Genomic DNA, 17905 nt, shown 5'->3' with positions numbered 1-17905 from the left:
GTTGAACGAAAGGAGAGACTCCTTAGATGATTGAAATTACTCTAGTTTTAAAAAATAAAGGTGGAGAACCCTTATACTTACAACTCTATCAATATTTTAAACAGGAAATTCAAGACGGAAAAATCGAACCAGGGGTGATGCTGCCCTCGAAAAGAAAGTTAGCTCTTCATCTTGGAATCAGTCAAAATACGGTTGAAACCGCGTATCAGCAATTATTGGCTGAAGGGTATGTGGAAAGTATGCCGAGAAAAGGGATCTTTGTAAAAGAAATACAAAATGACCTCGTATTAACCTTCAAAAAAGTACCGAAACTTACTCAGGAGATCCATAAGGAAGCGAGTGAGCCGTATCTTATAGATTTTAGTCATGGACGGATTGCGCTAGAACATTTCCCTTTTACGAGCTGGAGACGGTTAACCATTCAAAGTCTGTATGAGGACCAGAGTACTTTTTTCTTAAACGGTGATCGGCAAGGGGAATTTTCACTACGTGAAGAAATTGCAAAGTATTTATATCACTCAAGAGGGGTAAGGTGCTCCCCCGAACAGATTATCATTGGAGCAGGTACGCAATATTTAATAGGTTTATTAACGATGATCATCGGAAGAGAAGCCGTTTTTTCTATGGAAGATCCCGGGTATCATCGAACAAGGGAAGCTTTTAAAGATCAAGGAGTGACCCTAATCCCTATTTCTCTGGATGAAGACGGTATTAGCATGAAGCATTTATATGAAAGTAACGCACAAATTACCTATGTCACTCCATCTCATCAATTTCCGATTGGGATGGTGATGCCGATTACAAGAAGAATGGAACTATTAAAATGGGCAGAGGAACGAGATGGATACATTATTGAAGATGATTATGATGGTGAATTCAGGTATAAGGGAAAACCCATTCCATCCCTCCAAGGACTGGATCCTAATGGAAAGGTTATCTATTTAGGGACCTTTTCTAAATCGCTAATTCCATCGATCCGAATAAATTATCTGGTGTTACCTCACGTGTTACTAAATAAGTATAACGATCATTTTTCCCTCTATAAGCAGACTGTATCTCGCTTGCATCAACATACTTTATGGCAATTTATGAAACAGGGTCATTGGGAACGTCATTTAAATAAAATGAGGACGGTTTACCGTAAAAGGCAACATACATTAATCAGTTCCATAAAGCAGCATTTGGGGAATGAAGTCAAAATTATTGGGGATGATTCTGGGCTGCATATATTAGTATGTGTGCCCAAAGCTATACCGGAAAAAGAGTTAATTGAAAAGGCAAAGGAGAAGCTTGTTAAAGTATATCCGACTTCCGTGTATTATCACCATCCTGAATCCAACAAAATGCCTATGGTCTTATTAGGTTTTGGCGGGCTTTCAGAAGATGAAATTGAAGAAGGTACTCAATTATTGAAAAAGGCTTGGAATCTTTAGATTCCAAGCCTAGCTTTGGTCTCAAATGTCGAAGCGCGAAAATTTTTCACCTTCAAAGACTAACTCATTTCCTGTAATTCATTTACAGTAATAAATTTATATCCCTTTTTTGTTAGAGAGCGTAAGATTCCTTCGATCGTTTTCAATTCTTCCCCTGTTTGGTCATACATCGGATGGATTAAGATAATCGAACCGGGCTTAATCTCCTTCTTTACCAGATTAACCTTATCTTCTGTGGAAGAATAGTAACTATCCGGTTCTATGTTCCAAGTAATGGTCTCTCTATCATGCTTTGTTAAGTAGAAAGGGAGTCCGACAAGTTTTTTTCCATTCGGAGGCCGGACATCTATTTCACCTTGATAGCCTGAATTCCGGATAAGTTTGTCTGTTTTTTCTATTTCTTCTTTAATAAAAGAAGGAGATTTAAAAATCATCCTCTGATGGGAGTAAGTATGATTTCCAATCTGATGTCCTGCTGCTGCAATCATCTTTGCTTCCTGTGGATGCTTTTCAATTTCATTCCCGATTAGGAAAAAGGTCGCTTTTGCATTGTACCCCTTTAATAACGGGAGAATTTTTTCTACATTACTAGTCGGCCCATCATCAAAGGTTAATGCAACAACCTTTTGACTGGTTTCCACCTTGTTCGTTAAGCCGCCAAACAGCTGGAATGTTCTTGAATTCATTAATTTATAGATGCCAAATAATAAAAGGAAAACAACAAGAACAGTAATTCCAAAGTATACTAGTTTCTTTTTCATAAATGAGCCTTTCATTTGTAAAATATTTAATTAGTGACATTGTCTGCTAATTGAAACTTTACCATACTGGATGTTTTTTGCAAAGAACACACAGGCCTTTTCATAACTTTATTAACTTAAGAAAGTTTGGTTAAACGGATTGAAAAGATTATAAAAAACATCAAAAATGCATTTTTAAAAATAGTAAATTTATTTAAAAATGTAATCGTTGCCATCATTGAGAATACAATATCTTTCCAGTTTTATAGACAATTAACGCAGAAAAATAGTATGTTAGAAAACCTTCCACATTCATGTTAATAAAACTCTCATCGTGATATAAAAAATACATGCAAAGTTTAGGGAGGGAATTTCACTTGAACAAACAAAAACTAATACTTGTTGGAAATGGAATGGCAGGGGTACGTGCCATTGAAGAAGTTCTAAAACTTAATCGGGATGAATTCGAAATTACCGTATTCGGAAGTGAACCATATCCAAACTATAACCGAATTCAATTATCGACTGTATTACAAGGAGGTACTTCCGTTAAAGATATCACATTAAATGACCTTCAGTGGTATGAGGAGAACGGAATCACTCTTTATACCGGGGAATCTGTCATTTCCATTGATAAGGATCGTCAAGTGGTTACGACTGATAGGGGAAGAATTGAACCATATGACAAATTGATTATTGCCACAGGTTCAAATCCATTTATGCTTCCACTGCCTGGAGCCGATAAAGAAGGCGTTACAGCTTTCCGGAATATCAAAGACTGCGAACAAATGATTGACTATTCAAAAAAATATACGAAAGCAGCGGTCATTGGTGGAGGGCTGCTAGGATTAGAAGCGGCTCGTGGTTTATTAAATCTTGGAATGAAAGTAGACGTCATTCATATTTTTGACTACCTAATGGAACGACAACTAGACCGTACCGCAGGGAAACTTTTACAAAAAGAATTAGAAAAACAAGGAATGAATTTCCTATTACAGAAAAACACAGCTGAAATTTTAGGTAAAAAACATGTGACAGGCCTTAAATTTAAAGACGGTACGAAGATTGATGCCGATTTAGTTGTGATGGCTGTCGGTATTAAACCAAATATAGAATTAGCGCAAAAAGCAGGTGTCAGCGTTAATCGAGGCATCGTAGTGAATGATTATCTAGAAACCGATGTCACAAATATCTATGCAGTCGGAGAATGCGCAGAACACCGCGGAACTGCTTATGGGTTAGTGGCACCACTTTATCAGCAGGCCCAAGTCTTAGCGAAACGAATTTGCGGAATCGAAAATGACGGGTATCACGGTTCGGTCCTTTCTACCCAGCTAAAAGTATCTGGAGTGGATGTATTTTCATCAGGAAAAATCAACGAGGACGAGAACACAAAAGTTTATAAAATGTACGATGATTGGAGCGGAGTCTATAAGAAAATCCTCATTGAAGATGGGAAAATCACTGGCGCTGTTCTATTCGGCAACACAAAAGATGGAAATCAACTTCTAAGTCTAATTAAAAATGGGGCTAAAATCGAGGAATATCTTGAGACGTCACAAAATAATTCGTCAGAAGTGAGTTCTGTCGTGACAATGGCGGATGATGAAATCATTTGCGGTTGTAACGGTGTCAGCAAAGGGACGATTGTTGAGGCAATTCGGACTCAAGGCTTAACGTCGGTTGACCAGGTAAAAGGCTGCACGAATGCATCCCGCTCTTGCGGCGGCTGTAAGTCATTGGTGGCTGACTTACTAGCATGCACTCTAGGTGATGAGTTTAAGGCGGATGAAAAAGAAGCCATTTGTGGCTGTACGACGTTATCTCGCGATGAAGTGGTTGAGGAAATCCGCTCCAAGCGTTTAACACATATCCGTGAAGTAATGAATGTCTTAGGATGGAAAACAGATGGATGCTCCAAATGTAAGCCGGCGCTTAACTACTATCTGGGAATGATTTATCCAACAGAGTACCAGGATGAGAAAGAAGCCCGTTTTGTTAATGAAAGGCTGCATGCCAATATCCAAAAGGATGGTACCTACTCAGTTGTACCGAGAATGTATGGCGGGGTAACAACGTCTGACGACTTGCGCAAAATTGCGGATGTGGCCGATAAATACCAAGTAGGTACCATCAAAGTAACAGGCGGTCAGCGAATTGACTTACTCGGAGTGAAAAAAGACGATTTGCCAAAGATTTGGGCAGAACTTGATATGCCGTCTGGAGCTGCATACGCGAAAGGACTGCGAACGGTAAAAACTTGTGTCGGTGAAAGTTACTGCCGCTTTGGTACACAAGATTCTATCGGTTTAGGAATCCGTTTGGAAAAGAAATTCGAAGGCTTAAACACTCCGCATAAAGTCAAAATGGCTGTCTCTGCTTGTCCAAGAAACTGTGCAGAAAGCGGCATTAAGGACGTAGGTGTGGTTGGTACTGATGGGGCTTGGGAAATGTATGTTGGCGGAAACGGGGGTACCCACCTTCGTGCAGCCGATTTGCTATTCAAATTTAAAACGGATGAGAAGCTCATTGAAATGATTGGTGCTTATCTTCAGTACTATCGTGAGACAGCCAACTATTTAGAACGTACCTCTGCCTGGGTGGACCGCCTTGGACTTGATCATATTAGGGATGTACTTTCCGATGCTGAAACCGTAAAGATGTTGAATTTCCGTATGGAAGAGGCGCTTTCAATTGTTCAAGATCCATGGAAGGAAGCAATCGAGAATAAAACACTATTAAGAGACCTTTATGAGACTGTAAAGATTCCAACAGGAGTTAAATAATGGGGGGAGCGAAAACGATGGAGAAAACGGTTCGACGTGTATTTATTGGAAATAAAGCAGAGATGCCGAGAAAACTAGGAAAAACAGTAGTTATCGGCCATACAGAAATTGCGGTATTTACATTAGAGAGTGGAGCGATTCGCGCTATTGAAAATCGCTGTCCGCATAAAGGAGGAGTCCTTGCGCAAGGAATCGTCAGCGGAGAATTTGTATTTTGTCCGATGCATGATTGGAAGATTTGTGTAACGGATGGCATGGTGCAAGCGCCTGACACCGGATGTGTAAAATCATACCCGGTAGAAATCATAGATGATGAAGTTTATGTTTTAGTAGATGAAAAGTGAAAATTGAAGGATAGGCAGGTGGGGTTACTCTCGGTTAAACGGGAGTAGCTCTTGGATAAGAGAAGATTCATCTCGGATGAAATGGCTTTTCTCTCGGTATTGTAAAAGGAGTGATTATTTTGGCATTAATAAGTCCTAATCAAATCATTGAAAGCATGGTGCAGTCAGGGGAAGCAAAAGCTAAATTACCGATTAGGGATTTATTGATCCGCGGTGTCCTATCTGGTGCTTTACTTGGATTCGGAACTACATTAGCATTTACTGCTGAGATTCAGACTGGTATGGGGATTGTCGGGGCAATTCTTTTTCCAACTGCCTTTGTCATCATTATTCTACTTGGGCTGGAACTGGTAACAGGAAGTTTTGCCCTCCTTCCAGTGGCTGTTTTAGGGAAAAAGGTAACCATCAGTCAGATGATGAAAAATTGGCTGTGGGTTATTGCTGGACATATACTCGGAGGCATTCTATACGCAATTCTTTATATTATAGCGATTACTCAATTAGGGCATGTGAATAATCATCCAGTGGCTGCAAAAATAGTAGCTGTCGCAGAAGCTAAAACTTTGGGCTATAAAAACCTTGGGACAGATGGTCTAATCGTTGTTTTTGTAAAAGCGGTGCTTTGTAATTGGATGGTAACGCTGGGTGCGGTCATGGCAATGACAACCAAGTCTGTCGGCGGAAAAATCGCGGCAATGTGGTTGCCGATCTTAATCTTTTTTGCACAAGGGTTTGAACACGCCGTAGTCAATATGTTTGTGATCCCGGCTGGTATGATGCTGGGGGCACAGATTACCTTGGCGGATTGGTGGTTATGGAATCAACTCCCTGTATTGGCTGGAAATCTCGTTGGAGGCTTTCTTTTTACAGGTTTAAGCTTGTACTTAACTCATAGAAAAACAGATACACAAAAGATTATAGAAATTCGAAAATCAACAAGCACAGCAGCTCGTCCACAAGGGGCGAAAATTTAGGGGGCGGTGTAATGGGAAAGGCATATATCGTTGGAGCTGGTCCAGGTGACCCGGAATTAATAACTGTAAAAGCATTAAATTGTATCCGAAAAGCGGACGTCATTCTTTATGACCGCCTCGTTAATCCGGTATTGCTTAATGAGGCAAAAAGAGAATGTGAGATCATCTATTGTGGGAAAAAGCCTACTCATCATACAATGAAACAGGAAATCATTAATGATTTGTTAGTTCATTATACGAGCCAGGGGAAAAACGTGGTACGATTAAAAGGCGGCGACCCATTTGTGTTTGGCCGTGGTGCCGAAGAGGCGGAGGCACTAGCGAAACATGGACTCTCATTTGAAGTGGTACCCGGGATTACTGCTGGTATAGCGGCTCCAGCGTATGCTGGTATTCCAATTACACACCGTGAATATGGTAATTCTTTTGCTGTCGTAACAGGGCATTGCGCCAAAGGCAAACCGGTTGACATTGATTGGGAGAGCTTGGCGAAGGCGGTGGATACGATTGCGATTTATATGGGCATCGGCAATCTTTCCTATATTTGTAATCAGTTAATTAGCCATGGGAAAAATAAAAACACACCAGTGGCTGTGATTGAACAGGGGACAAGGGACCTGCAGCGAACTGTCATTGGAACACTCAATACGATTACGAATGTAGTAGAAAAAGAATCTGTACAGAACCCTGCGATGATTGTCGTAGGCGAGGTTGTGCGATTCCGTAATAGATTGTTTGAATTACAAAGTGTTAGGAAAGAACCAAATGTTGAACCTTTCAAAGAAATTATTGTGGTTTAAATTGAAGCAAGGAGGAAATCGATTCTGATTTCCTCCTGTTTTTTGTTGACTTTAGAATATTTTGTAAGAAGCTGGAAAAAATAGAGCCATAACAAGAAAAGGAAGTATGTTATGGAACCAGCCCGTATTTATCTAACCGCTCCAGAAATCTCAAGTCTTTGGACTCAATATATGTTCGATTCTATGTCTATTTGTTTTATCAAGTATGCTTTAGAACATTTGGAGGACCCAGATATAAAAGAGATTTACAAATATTCTTTGGAACTCTCTGAACGCCATGTTCAAAAAGCAAAGGAGTTTTTTAAAGGCGAGGACTATCCAATTCCACAAGGATTTACAGAAAAGGATGTAAACTATCAAGCGCCGCGGCTGTTCCAAGATCCATTCTATCTTTATTACATGTATATTATGTCATTACAAGGACTGACCGGATACGCTTTATCGGTTGGCACCTCCATTAGAGCTGACCTAAGAAAATATTATATGGATTGTAATAATGAAACTATGACACTTTTTGAAAAAACAATAGACACTATGCTGACTAAAGGGGTTTATGCACGCCCACCTGTCATTTGTCCGCCTGAATCTGTTGACTTTGTCAAACATCAGAGTTTTCTAACAGGCTGGTTTGGAACTCGGCGCCCATTAACTGGAATGGAAATTGGCGATATCACTTTTAATATGAACAAAATGCATATGCATGTTGCCCTAAAAGTTGGATTTAGTCAGGTAGCAGCATCTAAAAAGGTGCGTCAATTTGTTAAAAGAGGCATGGAGATTTCAAATAAGCACATTGCTACATTTGAACAAGTTTTTCGTGAAGAAAAGCTGAATTCTCCCGCTTCATGGCAATCTCATGTGACAAGTTCGAATGTTTCGCCTTTTTCTGATAAATGGATTATGTATCAAATTCTTCTCTCGACTCAAGTAGCTATCGCCTTTTATGGCTCCGCCTTAAGTGTGACAAACAGACGAGACTTAGGGGAAAAATATCTCGGGCTTACTAGTGAATTGCTCCGATACGCAGAAGATGGGATGAATTTAATGATTGATCTCGGCTGGTTAGAAGAGCCGCCGAAAGCATCCGATCGAAGGGTGCTTAGCCAAGGGAAACAGGAAGGTATCGATGGGAGAACGATGAATATGAAAAATCAAAAGGACCATAAAGAGTGATGAACCCTCACTCTCTATGGTCCCTTTTTATTCTGCTAATTGTTTTCTATAGCTGTTCCGTTTGATTTTCAAACTAACATTAACAACAGCTGTGAGCCATAGGACGGCAAGGATGAGGTAAATGAATATACTTAAGGTGTGTGAGGCGTCTAATGCCCCTAAAAGCGTCCGGATATTGGTAATAATGATAATTCCGCCAACAAGCGTCCCTAACAGGTTAGTTGGAATAATCTTGACTAGCCAGGCTGCAATCGGTGCGGCGATGATCCCGCCAATCATAAGGGCAATGACCCACTGAACATTAATCTGAGACCACCCCATTGTTAAAAGGAATCCTAGAGTGGAGGAAATGGCAATCGCGAATTCACTTGTATCAACGGAACCAATGACTTTTCTAGGTTCCATTTTACTGCTGGTTAATAGAACAGGTGTCGCAATTGGCCCCCAGCCGCCTCCTCCAGTCGCATCGAAAAAGCCGGCAATAAATCCAAGCGGGATTAGTTGTTTCTTTCCTAAATTTTTTCCTGTTATTTTTTTTGCAGGGTTAAATTTAAATAAAAAACGATAAAGGACGTAAACGCCCAACATCAAAAGGAAAAAGGAAACATACGGTTTAATGATGTCACCAGGAATGCTCCCTAGAAAGCAGGCACCAATAAAGGCGCCGATCGACCCTGGGATAATTAATTTATAGACCACACTTTTATCTACATTTCCAAACCGAATGTGTGAAACTCCTGATGCGGCAGTGGTCACAACTTCTGCCATGTGAACCGAAGCTGAGGCTACAGCAGGTGCGATTCCAAACATGAGTAATAACGAAGTGGAAGTCACTCCATATGCCATCCCTAAAGATCCATCGACTAACTGCGCTGCCAAACCAATCAGGGCAAGTACAACTAACCTCCTCATAAAAACCCTCTCCTTTCTATATCTTTCCTGAATAGACTAGTTAATAGGAATAAAGGAGCTATGACTTTCAAAAATCCTTAAAATTGTCGACTAATCCAATCAAGTTTCTAACCTACGATATGTATGGACAAAATTTTGGGTTCTCTTCCTAGATAAAAATGGTTAAACGCCTAGATATAGAAGGAGAGAGGGAAAAATGAACAAGAGTTAACCTCCATTGGTGATATTCACCTATGAAAATTTTTTTGCTAAAATAAGTTTAACTAGATAAGAAAGCCAGGAGGATTACAACAATGCTAGAGATAAGAATGGTCAAAAGTGAAGATCTTGCCAGATTAGTAGTACTTGAAAATCTTTGTTTTGAAAAGGAAGAGGCAGCTAGTGAAGAAGCCTTCAAAAAGAGGATTGAAGTGATAGCTGATAGTTTCTTTGTTGCGGAAAAGGATGGTGTTATTGTAGGAATGATCAATGGACCAGTCATTGATTCTGCGTACATAACCGATGATTTATTTCGTGAAATCAAAGCAAACCCGTCAACCGGAGGACATCAAAGCGTGTTGGGGTTAGCCGTATCTCCGGATTGTCGAAACCATGGGATTGCCAGCATCTTACTTGCGTATGTAGAAAACGAGGCAAGAGTAAAACACCGGCAAACGATCACCCTTACTTGTAAGGAGAATTACATTAGTTTTTATGAAAAGCATGGATTTATCAACTACGGCATCTCAAGCTCAGTCCATGGTGGATTTACGTGGTATGATCTGATAAAACCAATCGATTGATTTATAATAAATGTCATATTTAGTTTTTCGTTATGAGCAATTTATTCTTGAGGATCTTAAGTTTGCAGAAGATTGGACAGATGTGATGGTCAATAATCAGTGGTTAGAACAGCCGCCAAAAGCAACTGATCGAAAAAAATTAGCGGAAAACTGATACGGATGAAATGGGTTGTCCAAAAGGATTTCCCTTTTTTTATGTTTAAAAGGTGCTTTTTGTGGCCGAATTTTGTCAGTTTTCAGCTATTTCATTAATCGAATATTTCGGAAGTGAAAATATTCTTTTATTATGTTACGATGACACTATTATAAATAAATTCAGATAGTAGTTATGCTGGGGAGATGGAATTACATGCTAGTGTGGAAACGAAATTTATGGATACTTTGGGTTGGGGTCTTTTTTACTGCTGCAAGTTTTTCCATGGTTATCCCTTTCTTGCCCATTTTTCTCTTGCAATTAGGTGTCCATCAACATACGGAAATGTGGGCAGGGGTGCTGTTTAGTTCCGCCTTTTTTGCAGGTGCCCTTGCCTCTCCATTTTGGGGTAGGATGGCCGACAAATACGGCAGAAAACCAATGATTATTCGTGCCGGTTTTGCCCTGTTTGTGATTTATACTTTAATGGCCTTCGTGACTAACCCTTATCAGATTTTAGCCTTACGAATTCTTCAGGGATTATTAAGCGGTTTTATACCAGGTGCTATTGCCTTAATTGGCACGAACACTCCAGGAAACAAAGTGGGATATGCCCTGTCTATGATCTCAACCGCTTCAGCCTCAGGAGGTATTATCGGTCCGCTGTTAGGTGGTGGGATAGCCGATCTGGTGGGCAATCGCTGGGCATTTGCGAGCGCAGGCATTATTGTTTGTCTCTCAACGCTTTTAATTATTTTTTGGGTGAAAGAAGAGAATTTTACGCCAAGTAAGGGCAAGGGATCGGTTAGAAATGATTTTAGTTCCGCCTTGAGTAACCGTCCGTTTTTAATGGTTCTTATATTAACGCTCGTTACCAGCTGTTCTGTGATGACGATCGAACCGGTTTTACCTTTGTATATTGTAAAATTAGGCGGCTCTTCGGATAATGCATCCTTCCTGGCTGGAATTGTTTTTTCACTTCCTGGTATCGCTAGTGCGATATTTGCTCCATTTTGGGGGAGATGGGCTGATAAAGTGGGCTTTCAGCGGGTGTTATTTATCGGATTATTGGGCGGTGGGCTTGGAACATTAGCTCAAATTGTCTTTACCCATATTTGGGGATTTTCTATGATTCGCTTTGTTTTTGGCATCTTCTTTTGCGCCGTTTATCCAGCCTTAAATGGTCTGGTAGTTAAATCTACTCCAGACGACTTCCGCGGAAGAGCCTTTAGTTTAAATCAAACCGCAAATCAATTGGGTGGAATGGCAGGACCTATCATTGGCGGATTCCTAGGGGGAATATTTCCTGTCTATAGTGTGTTTATTGTAACAGGACTTTTATTATTAATCGCAACGGGTACTGTTTTCTTTAATACAAGCCAATTTAACACAATAAAGGGAAAAGCCATTTCTTAAGCGTATTTTTCGAAGTGATTTTATGTGAGAGGGCAGGAAAATAAGGAAGAGATGCAGAAAACTCTGATAAGCATTATATAGTTTGGACACAGCTGGAATATATTAAAAAGGGCAGTTGCTACGCTAATTCGGAGAGGCAGGTAATGGAAATGGATTTTGTGAAACTAGGAAAGACCGGAATGGATGTTTCACGGCTTTGTTTAGGCTGTATGAGTTTTGGCGTGCCGGAACGCGGGAATCACCAATGGGTGCTAAATGAAGAAAAGAGCCGTCCAATTATAAAAAAAGCACTGGATTATGGAATTAATTTTTTTGATACCGCTAATGTCTACTCAGATGGTACGAGTGAAGAAATTGTCGGCAGGGCATTAAAAGATTTTGCCAACAGGGATGAAATTGTGATTGCAACCAAGGTTCACGGAAGGATGCATGCTGGTCCTAATGGGGGCGGGCTTTCCCGTAAGGCGATTATGACTGAAATTGATCATAGTTTGAAAAGGCTGGGCACAGATTACGTTGACCTCTATCAAATTCACCGCTGGGATTATGATACGCCGATCGAGGAAACAATGGAAGCACTGCATGATGTAGTAAAAGCAGGGAAGACAAGATACATAGGTGCTTCATCTATGTATGCCTGGCAATTTCTTAAAGCGTTACATATAGCAGAGAAAAATAACTGGACAAGGTTTGTTTCGATGCAAAATCACTTAAATCTTTTATACCGGGAAGAAGAGCGGGAAATGCTGCCGCTTTGTAAAGATGAGAAAATAGGTGTTATTCCTTGGAGTCCGCTTGCAAGAGGGAAGCTTACTCGTGAATGGGATGAAACAACCGCCCGATCGGAAACTGACGAATTTGGTAAGACCCTTTATGCTGCTACTGCTGAAGCAGACCGAAAAGTGGTCAGCCGGGTTGCAGAGTTAGCATTAAAGCGTGAGATTCCTCGAGCACAAGTCGCCCTAGCATGGGTTCTGCAAAAAGAGCCTGTATCAGCACCCATTATTGGCGCAACCAAAATGTCTCATTTAGAGGATGCTGTTCAGGCGCTGTCAATTAAATTAACCCCTGAAGAAATTCGTTATCTAGAAGAGCCATACGTACCACATCCAGTGCTTGGCTTTAAATAATCCTGCACGCACCATCCAGATTTTTCGGATGGTTTTTTCATTTTTACATGTTGCAGGAAAAGAATAGAGATAAATGGGGGGCACAGTTGCTAAAACTCCAGTTTTGAAAATCGTATAATGAAGTGCGGATAGGTAAAAATATAATTGGTGGTTAACACCAAATACATGATGTGAAGGGAGATTACTATGGACATACGTGAAGGCTTAATTCCAACTGCATTAGGTACGGCTGTAACCGCAACAGGTTATGCGCTTAAGCAGAAACGAGGAAGTAATAAAATGATCGCAAACACCGTTTTCGGGTTTGGGTTAGCACACGTTGTGTTAGGTGTAATCGACCTTGTTGAACATCGACATTAAAAAAGAGGCGTAGCAGATATCTTCTGCTCGCCTTTTTTAGCCGAAAATTTATAAACAGTGCATGCTAGCTTCCGCTTCATCCCAAGGGACCGAATAACCTTGTCCCTTTGAACAGAAGATTGATGATGAGGTGTATTCTGGATCCGCATCCTTATTGTATTTAAGTTTTTCAATCACCTCTTTTTGATTATGGCATGGATAATAGCCGCCAACCATCAGATTCAAACTGCCTTTTCCTTGGGTAAGAGAAGCAAATTCAGGGCTATAATTCATAAAGGTAGCAACTGGCACTTTCCCAGTCAGGAATACGTGTCTTCCTTCTGTAATTGGGGGGTCAAAGTTTCCATAGGCCTGCTGAATATCGGTAAGTACTTTCCCCATATGATCTAAATCTACTTTTATCTTAAAATGATAAAAAGGTTCAAGAAGGATATTTTCTGCCTTTTCTAAGCCCTGACGTAAAGCCCGGAAAGCCGCCTCCCGAAAGTCTCCTCCGGAAGTATGTTTGTTATGGGCCCGTCCAGTAATAAGTGTTATTTTTAAATCAGTGAGAGGGGAGCCTGTAAGAATCCCGTGATGTTCCCGCTCAAATAAGTGGGATTGGATTGTATTCTGAGTGCCGATTGTTAGGTGATCGGTATGGCAGACGTTCTCAAAGGAGAGACCGCTGTTTCTTGGTGCGGGCACCTGTTTTAGATGCACTTCCGCATAGTGCCCCAATGGTTCAAAATGGCCATACCCCATTACCTCGGAAGCGATTGTTTCCTTATACAATATTTCTGGTTCATCAAAGGAGACGTTAAGATTAAATCGTTCTTTAACAACATGCTTTAGGACTTCGAGTTGGATTGTCCCCATTACATGGATATGAATCTCCTGTGACTGTTCAATCCACGTCACATTAAGTGCTGGGTCTTCGGCGTTAAGAATATTAAAGAATTTTAATACTTCCTTCACATTTATAGTGGGGTCATGAGTGACTTTTGATTTTAATGCTGAAATCATTTCATAATTTATTTTATTCTTAAAAGCCCCTAGACAATCGCCAATTGCAGCTGAAGATAGACCTGTTACAGCAAACAAGTCCCCAGCAGAAACCTGAGTCACTGTTTGAAATTTATCACCATTGTACAACCGGATTTGAGTAACTTTTTCATTTAGATTGTTCTCCCCTGAATCATAGGCCACTTCATCGCGGACTTTAAGCGTACCGCTTAAAACTTTTATAAATGTGATTCTAGTTCCTTTATCATCATAGCGAATCTTGTAAACGGTACCTGAAAAAGCACCTGATTGGTTATAATCTGTTATGGTTAATAAGTTTATTTTTTCTAAAAAACTTTCGATACCATTCCCATGAAGAGCCGAACCATGTGAATAAGGATATATTTGATTGTTTTTTAGGAGATTTTTCATCGACTCCAGCCATAACTCTGCATCGTAGCCATCTTCCATGTATCGATCCAATAAGTCTTCATTTCGTTCTGCTATAAATTCAATTAGTTCCTCACTCATTTCATTTTCAGTCAGTGAATGAGTGATGTCACAAACATCATGAGTTAGTTGCGTTTGGATTTCCGCTATTACTCCATGAAGGTCTGCCCCGACACGGTCTGTTTTATTAATAAAGAAAAACGTCGGAACCTTATGCTGCTTTAGGAGTCTCCAAACGGTTTCCGTATGTCCCTCAATCCCTTCCACGGCACTGACGATGATAATGGCATAATCCATCACCTGAATGGCCCGTTCCATTTCAGGAGAAAAGTCGACATGCCCTGGAGTATCAATTAAATAATACGTTGAACCATTGTATGAGAATATCGCTTGGTCCGCAAAAACAGTGATGCCTCTTTGTTTTTCAATCTCATGTGTATCAAGAAAGGTATCTTTATGGTCGACCCTTCCTTTATGCCTAATAGTTTGTGTAATATAGAGTAATTGTTCAGCTAATGTGGTTTTTCCGGCATCGACATGGGCAAACAAGCCAATCGTTTTTTTCATGCTGTCACCTCAAAAATTTAAGCTATAATACCCATTATACCAAATCAGTCGAAAGCTTCCTTAAAAAGAGCAAGCAAAGGGCCCGTATTGGAAAATTTCTCCTTCATCTCGTATAATCAGTAGGTAATAAAAGTTGAGCATTTTTTTCGTTTCTGTAATGAAGGATAAAAAGTTAATAAAGAGAGGTTAAAAAATGCAAAAGAGAACATTGGGACGTTATGGTTTGGAAGTATCTGCCTTAGGACTCGGCTGTATGGGAATGTCTGATTTTTATAGTGGAAGAAATGATGAAGAATCTATTAAAACGATTCATCGTTCACTGGAATTAGGAATCACTCTACTTGATACAGCCGATATGTATGGGGTTGGAAAAAATGAAGAATTGGTAGGACAAGCTATTAAAAATCGCCGTGACCAAGTTGTTATTGCAACAAAGTTTGGTAATGTAAGGGGTCCAGGTGGAGAATTTTTAGGGATTAATGGACGCCCTGAGTATGTAAAGCAAGCTTGTGAGGCTAGTCTTCAACGTCTCGGTGTGGATTATATCGATCTATATTATCAGCACCGTGTTGATCCAAAGACCCCAATTGAAGAGACGGTAGGAGCAATGGCGGAATTGGTGAAAGAAGGAAAAGTCCGATTTCTTGGCTTATCTGAGGCCGCACCTCAAACCATTCGCCGTGCCAATAATGTTCATCCCATCTCTGCGGTCCAAACGGAGTATTCCTTATGGAGCAGGGATGTTGAGGACGAAATTTTACCTGTTTGCCGCGAATTAGCTATTGGTTTTGTTCCCTATAGTCCATTAGGTAGAGGATTCTTAACGGGCCAGATTCAAAAATTTGAGGACCTGGCACAAGATGATTATCGACGCTATTCGCCTCGTTTTCAAGGTGAAAATTTTCAGAAGAATTTAGATCTCGTAGATAAAATAATAGAAATTGCCAATGAAAAAGAATGTCAACCATCCCAATTGGCACTAGCCTGGCTGCTAGCTCAAGGGGAAGATATTGTTCCTATTCCTGGAACGAAGAGAATTCAGTATTTAGAAGAAAATATCGGGGCCTTATCGATTCGCTTAACTGATACAGATCTTGCCCGAATTAATGAAGTGGCGCCTAGAGGTGCAGCCGCCGGGGAACGGTACCCAGAGGCAGGAATGAAGGGTGTGAATCTGTAATTTATCTTTACAGTGGAAAAACTTATTCAGCATTTTTTCTATTTAATTATTAGGAGGTATAAAACGTGGCTTTAGAAACCAATTGGGTTCGTTACGGAAAAAACCAAGAATATATTGGCTACATGGCAAAACTGGACCGTGTCAAAGAAAATTTGCCGGCTGTTATTGTTATTCAGGAAATATGGGGTGTAGATGCCCATATTAAGGACATCACTGAAAGGTTCGCAAAAGCGGGCTATCTAGCGTTCGCTCCCGACCTGTATGCTGAAAACGGAAATAGGATAGAAGATTTAAAAGAGGATCGGGTAGTAGAAGTGAAGGATTTTTTAGATTCCTTACCACATACGGTTTGGAATAATCCGGGGGAGCGTGAACAAGCGATTCGAGAACTGGAAGAAGGGAAGCAGAATCGTGTAAAAAGAACATTTGAAAAAATGTTTGGAGGAATCCAATCCTCGGTTTATATTGAAAACTTACTATCAGCAACCTCTTATTTACGAGAGGAGTGTGAAACATCAAAAGGTCAAGGTATTGCCTCCATTGGATTCTGTATGGGCGGGGCCCTGTCTGCATTGCTTGCGAGCCGCGATCCTCAATTAAAATGTGCTGCCATTTTTTATGGGAATTCTCCTTCAGAGGAAGAAATTCAAAATATTAATTGTCCTCTATATGGTTTTTATGGTGATTTGGATAAGCGAATTTCTGATAATATACCTGCTTTTGCAGATCAGATGAAAAGTAACGGAAAGTTATTTGAGTATGAAATGTATAAAGACACGCATCATGCCTTTTTTAATGATACTAGGGCATCTTACAATGTTCATGCAGCAAGGGATGCTTTCCAAAAAGTTTTGACATTCTTTCAACAAGCACTGGTGAGGGAGTAGATATCTGTGAGCATTCTGATTAAGTTTGCTGACGAAAAAGATGTTGCCACAGCACATAAGCTAATGCTTGAGGCTTTTGAAGAATACCGGTATCTAGAGGTACCTTCAAGCGCCATAAATGAATCACTTCAATCTGTACTTGAAAAATATGTGAACGGAACCGAACGAATCCTTCTTTGTTTTAAGAATAATATACCTCTGGGGTCATTGAGATTTAAAGTGGAGGGAGAAGAGTTATATTTTATGCGTGTCTCTGTCTCTCCAGCTGCCAGGGGGTATGGACTTGCCACTTCTATGTTAGTCTGGTTAGAAGAACATGCTAAGCAAATAGGCATTCCTAAACTAAAATGCAGAGTCCGATTGTCATTGCCAAAAAATATACTCCTATATGAGTCTCTCGGGTATAATATTACAGATGAAGAAACAATTATTAACCCTAATGGATTCGAAGTTAAAACCGTAGGGATGGAAAAACTTATTTGATTTTGAATATTTCTTTCAATAAAAAAACGAGCGAGGGATTCTCCTCGTTTTTTTATTGCATATTGGAAAAAGTTTCTACTTGTAAGCTGTTCTATCTGATGGTAAGATAATAAACGTTCCCTTCAGAAAAGATGAATATCTGAAGAGATGAGCATATCATGTTTTCATTGGTAAGAAATTACCATTGAAACAAGGATATAAATAAGTTATGATACTTTTTGTCGCTTGATTGTTCTTTGAAAACTAAACAAACAAAAACGTCAACAAACAATAATTAGTTTCTAAGTGAAACTAAGTCAACGTATCAAATTGAGCGAATCAACTTTCTTGGAGAGTTTGATCCTGGCTCAGGACGAACGCTGGCGGCGTGC

The 17905-nt window shown here is 40.1% G+C and carries 17 protein-coding genes; 14 read left to right on the top strand and 3 right to left on the bottom strand.

All coding sequences use genetic code 11. The features are described from left to right. Window positions 1-26: 26 nt before the first annotated feature. The gene (pdxR, locus tag GXK58_RS25415) at window positions 27-1433 is read left to right on the top strand and encodes a MocR-like pyridoxine biosynthesis transcription factor PdxR (RefSeq protein WP_160725962.1); all 1407 of its coding nucleotides are present in this window, start codon (window positions 27-29) and stop codon (window positions 1431-1433) included. Window positions 1434-1492: 59 nt separating this feature from the next. Here pdxR and GXK58_RS25410 read toward each other — a convergent pair whose 3' ends face one another. Continuing rightward, window positions 1493-2194, bottom strand: a complete 702-nt coding sequence (locus tag GXK58_RS25410; protein WP_160725961.1) for a polysaccharide deacetylase family protein — start codon at window positions 2192-2194, stop codon at window positions 1493-1495. A gap of 356 nt (window positions 2195-2550) precedes the next feature. On the opposite strand from GXK58_RS25410, the gene nirB reads away from it, so the two are divergent. The 5 genes from nirB to GXK58_RS25385 all read left to right on the top strand — a co-directional run bounded on the left by nirB (window position 2551) and on the right by GXK58_RS25385 (window position 8250). Further along, on the top strand, window positions 2551-4959 hold the full coding sequence (nirB, locus tag GXK58_RS25405) for a nitrite reductase large subunit NirB (RefSeq protein WP_160725960.1): 2409 nt from the start codon (window positions 2551-2553) through the stop codon (window positions 4957-4959). A gap of 17 nt (window positions 4960-4976) precedes the next feature. Then, window positions 4977-5303 (top strand): nitrite reductase small subunit NirD, encoded by a 327-nt coding sequence (gene nirD / locus GXK58_RS25400; protein ID WP_160725986.1) that lies wholly within the window; start codon window positions 4977-4979, stop codon window positions 5301-5303. Between the two features lie 110 nt (window positions 5304-5413). Beyond that, window positions 5414-6277 (top strand): formate/nitrite transporter family protein, encoded by an 864-nt coding sequence (locus tag GXK58_RS25395; RefSeq protein WP_442862507.1) that lies wholly within the window; start codon window positions 5414-5416, stop codon window positions 6275-6277. A gap of 11 nt (window positions 6278-6288) precedes the next feature. Continuing rightward, complete coding sequence (gene cobA, locus GXK58_RS25390) at window positions 6289-7077, top strand: uroporphyrinogen-III C-methyltransferase (RefSeq protein ID WP_160725958.1); 789 nt, start codon at window positions 6289-6291, stop codon at window positions 7075-7077. A 111-nt stretch (window positions 7078-7188) separates the two neighbouring features. Continuing rightward, entirely contained in the window at window positions 7189-8250 is a 1062-nt protein-coding gene (locus GXK58_RS25385) for a DUF3231 family protein (protein ID WP_160725957.1), read from the top strand. Window positions 8251-8277: 27 nt separating this feature from the next. Here the strand turns inward: GXK58_RS25385 and GXK58_RS25380 are convergent, their stop codons facing one another. Continuing rightward, window positions 8278-9162 (bottom strand): sulfite exporter TauE/SafE family protein, encoded by an 885-nt coding sequence (locus tag GXK58_RS25380; RefSeq protein WP_160725956.1) that lies wholly within the window; start codon window positions 9160-9162, stop codon window positions 8278-8280. Between the two features lie 293 nt (window positions 9163-9455). On the opposite strand from GXK58_RS25380, the gene GXK58_RS25375 reads away from it, so the two are divergent. From GXK58_RS25375 to GXK58_RS25355, 5 genes are all read left to right on the top strand, one after another. After that, window positions 9456-9944, top strand: coding sequence for a GNAT family N-acetyltransferase (locus tag GXK58_RS25375; protein WP_160725955.1), 489 nt, complete (start codon window positions 9456-9458; stop codon window positions 9942-9944). 10 nt (window positions 9945-9954) lie between these two features. Next, window positions 9955-10098 (top strand): DUF3231 family protein, encoded by a 144-nt coding sequence (locus tag GXK58_RS25370; protein WP_160725954.1) that lies wholly within the window; start codon window positions 9955-9957, stop codon window positions 10096-10098. 195 nt (window positions 10099-10293) lie between these two features. Beyond that, window positions 10294-11493 carry an MFS transporter gene (locus GXK58_RS25365; RefSeq protein WP_160725953.1) on the top strand — a complete coding sequence of 400 codons (1200 nt, stop codon included), beginning with the start codon at window positions 10294-10296 and terminating at the stop codon, window positions 11491-11493. A 149-nt stretch (window positions 11494-11642) separates the two neighbouring features. Next, entirely contained in the window at window positions 11643-12623 is a 981-nt protein-coding gene (locus GXK58_RS25360) for an aldo/keto reductase (protein ID WP_160725985.1), read from the top strand. 186 nt (window positions 12624-12809) lie between these two features. Continuing rightward, a complete protein-coding gene (locus tag GXK58_RS25355) occupies window positions 12810-12983 on the top strand; it encodes an asparagine synthase (RefSeq protein ID WP_160725952.1) in 174 nt (57 codons plus the stop codon). A 48-nt stretch (window positions 12984-13031) separates the two neighbouring features. Here GXK58_RS25355 and GXK58_RS25350 read toward each other — a convergent pair whose 3' ends face one another. After that, on the bottom strand, window positions 13032-14984 hold the full coding sequence (locus tag GXK58_RS25350) for a GTP-binding protein (RefSeq protein WP_160725951.1): 1953 nt from the start codon (window positions 14982-14984) through the stop codon (window positions 13032-13034). A 193-nt stretch (window positions 14985-15177) separates the two neighbouring features. Here GXK58_RS25350 and GXK58_RS25345 point away from each other — a divergent pair, with 193 nt between their 5' ends. The 3 genes from GXK58_RS25345 to GXK58_RS25335 all read left to right on the top strand — a co-directional run bounded on the left by GXK58_RS25345 (window position 15178) and on the right by GXK58_RS25335 (window position 17534). Continuing rightward, the gene (locus tag GXK58_RS25345) at window positions 15178-16164 is read left to right on the top strand and encodes an aldo/keto reductase (RefSeq protein ID WP_160725950.1); all 987 of its coding nucleotides are present in this window, start codon (window positions 15178-15180) and stop codon (window positions 16162-16164) included. A 65-nt stretch (window positions 16165-16229) separates the two neighbouring features. Continuing rightward, complete coding sequence (locus GXK58_RS25340) at window positions 16230-17051, top strand: dienelactone hydrolase family protein (protein WP_160725949.1); 822 nt, start codon at window positions 16230-16232, stop codon at window positions 17049-17051. A gap of 6 nt (window positions 17052-17057) precedes the next feature. Then, window positions 17058-17534 carry a GNAT family N-acetyltransferase gene (locus GXK58_RS25335; protein ID WP_160725948.1) on the top strand — a complete coding sequence of 159 codons (477 nt, stop codon included), beginning with the start codon at window positions 17058-17060 and terminating at the stop codon, window positions 17532-17534. Window positions 17535-17905 lie beyond the last annotated feature (371 nt).

The sequence above is a fragment of the Bacillus sp. USDA818B3_A genome (assembly GCF_009928415.1).
GTDB lineage: Bacteria > Bacillota > Bacilli > Bacillales > Cytobacillaceae > Neobacillus.
The sequence above is the reverse complement of the archived record's forward strand: the minus strand, read 5'-3'. Positions and strand labels throughout refer to the sequence as shown.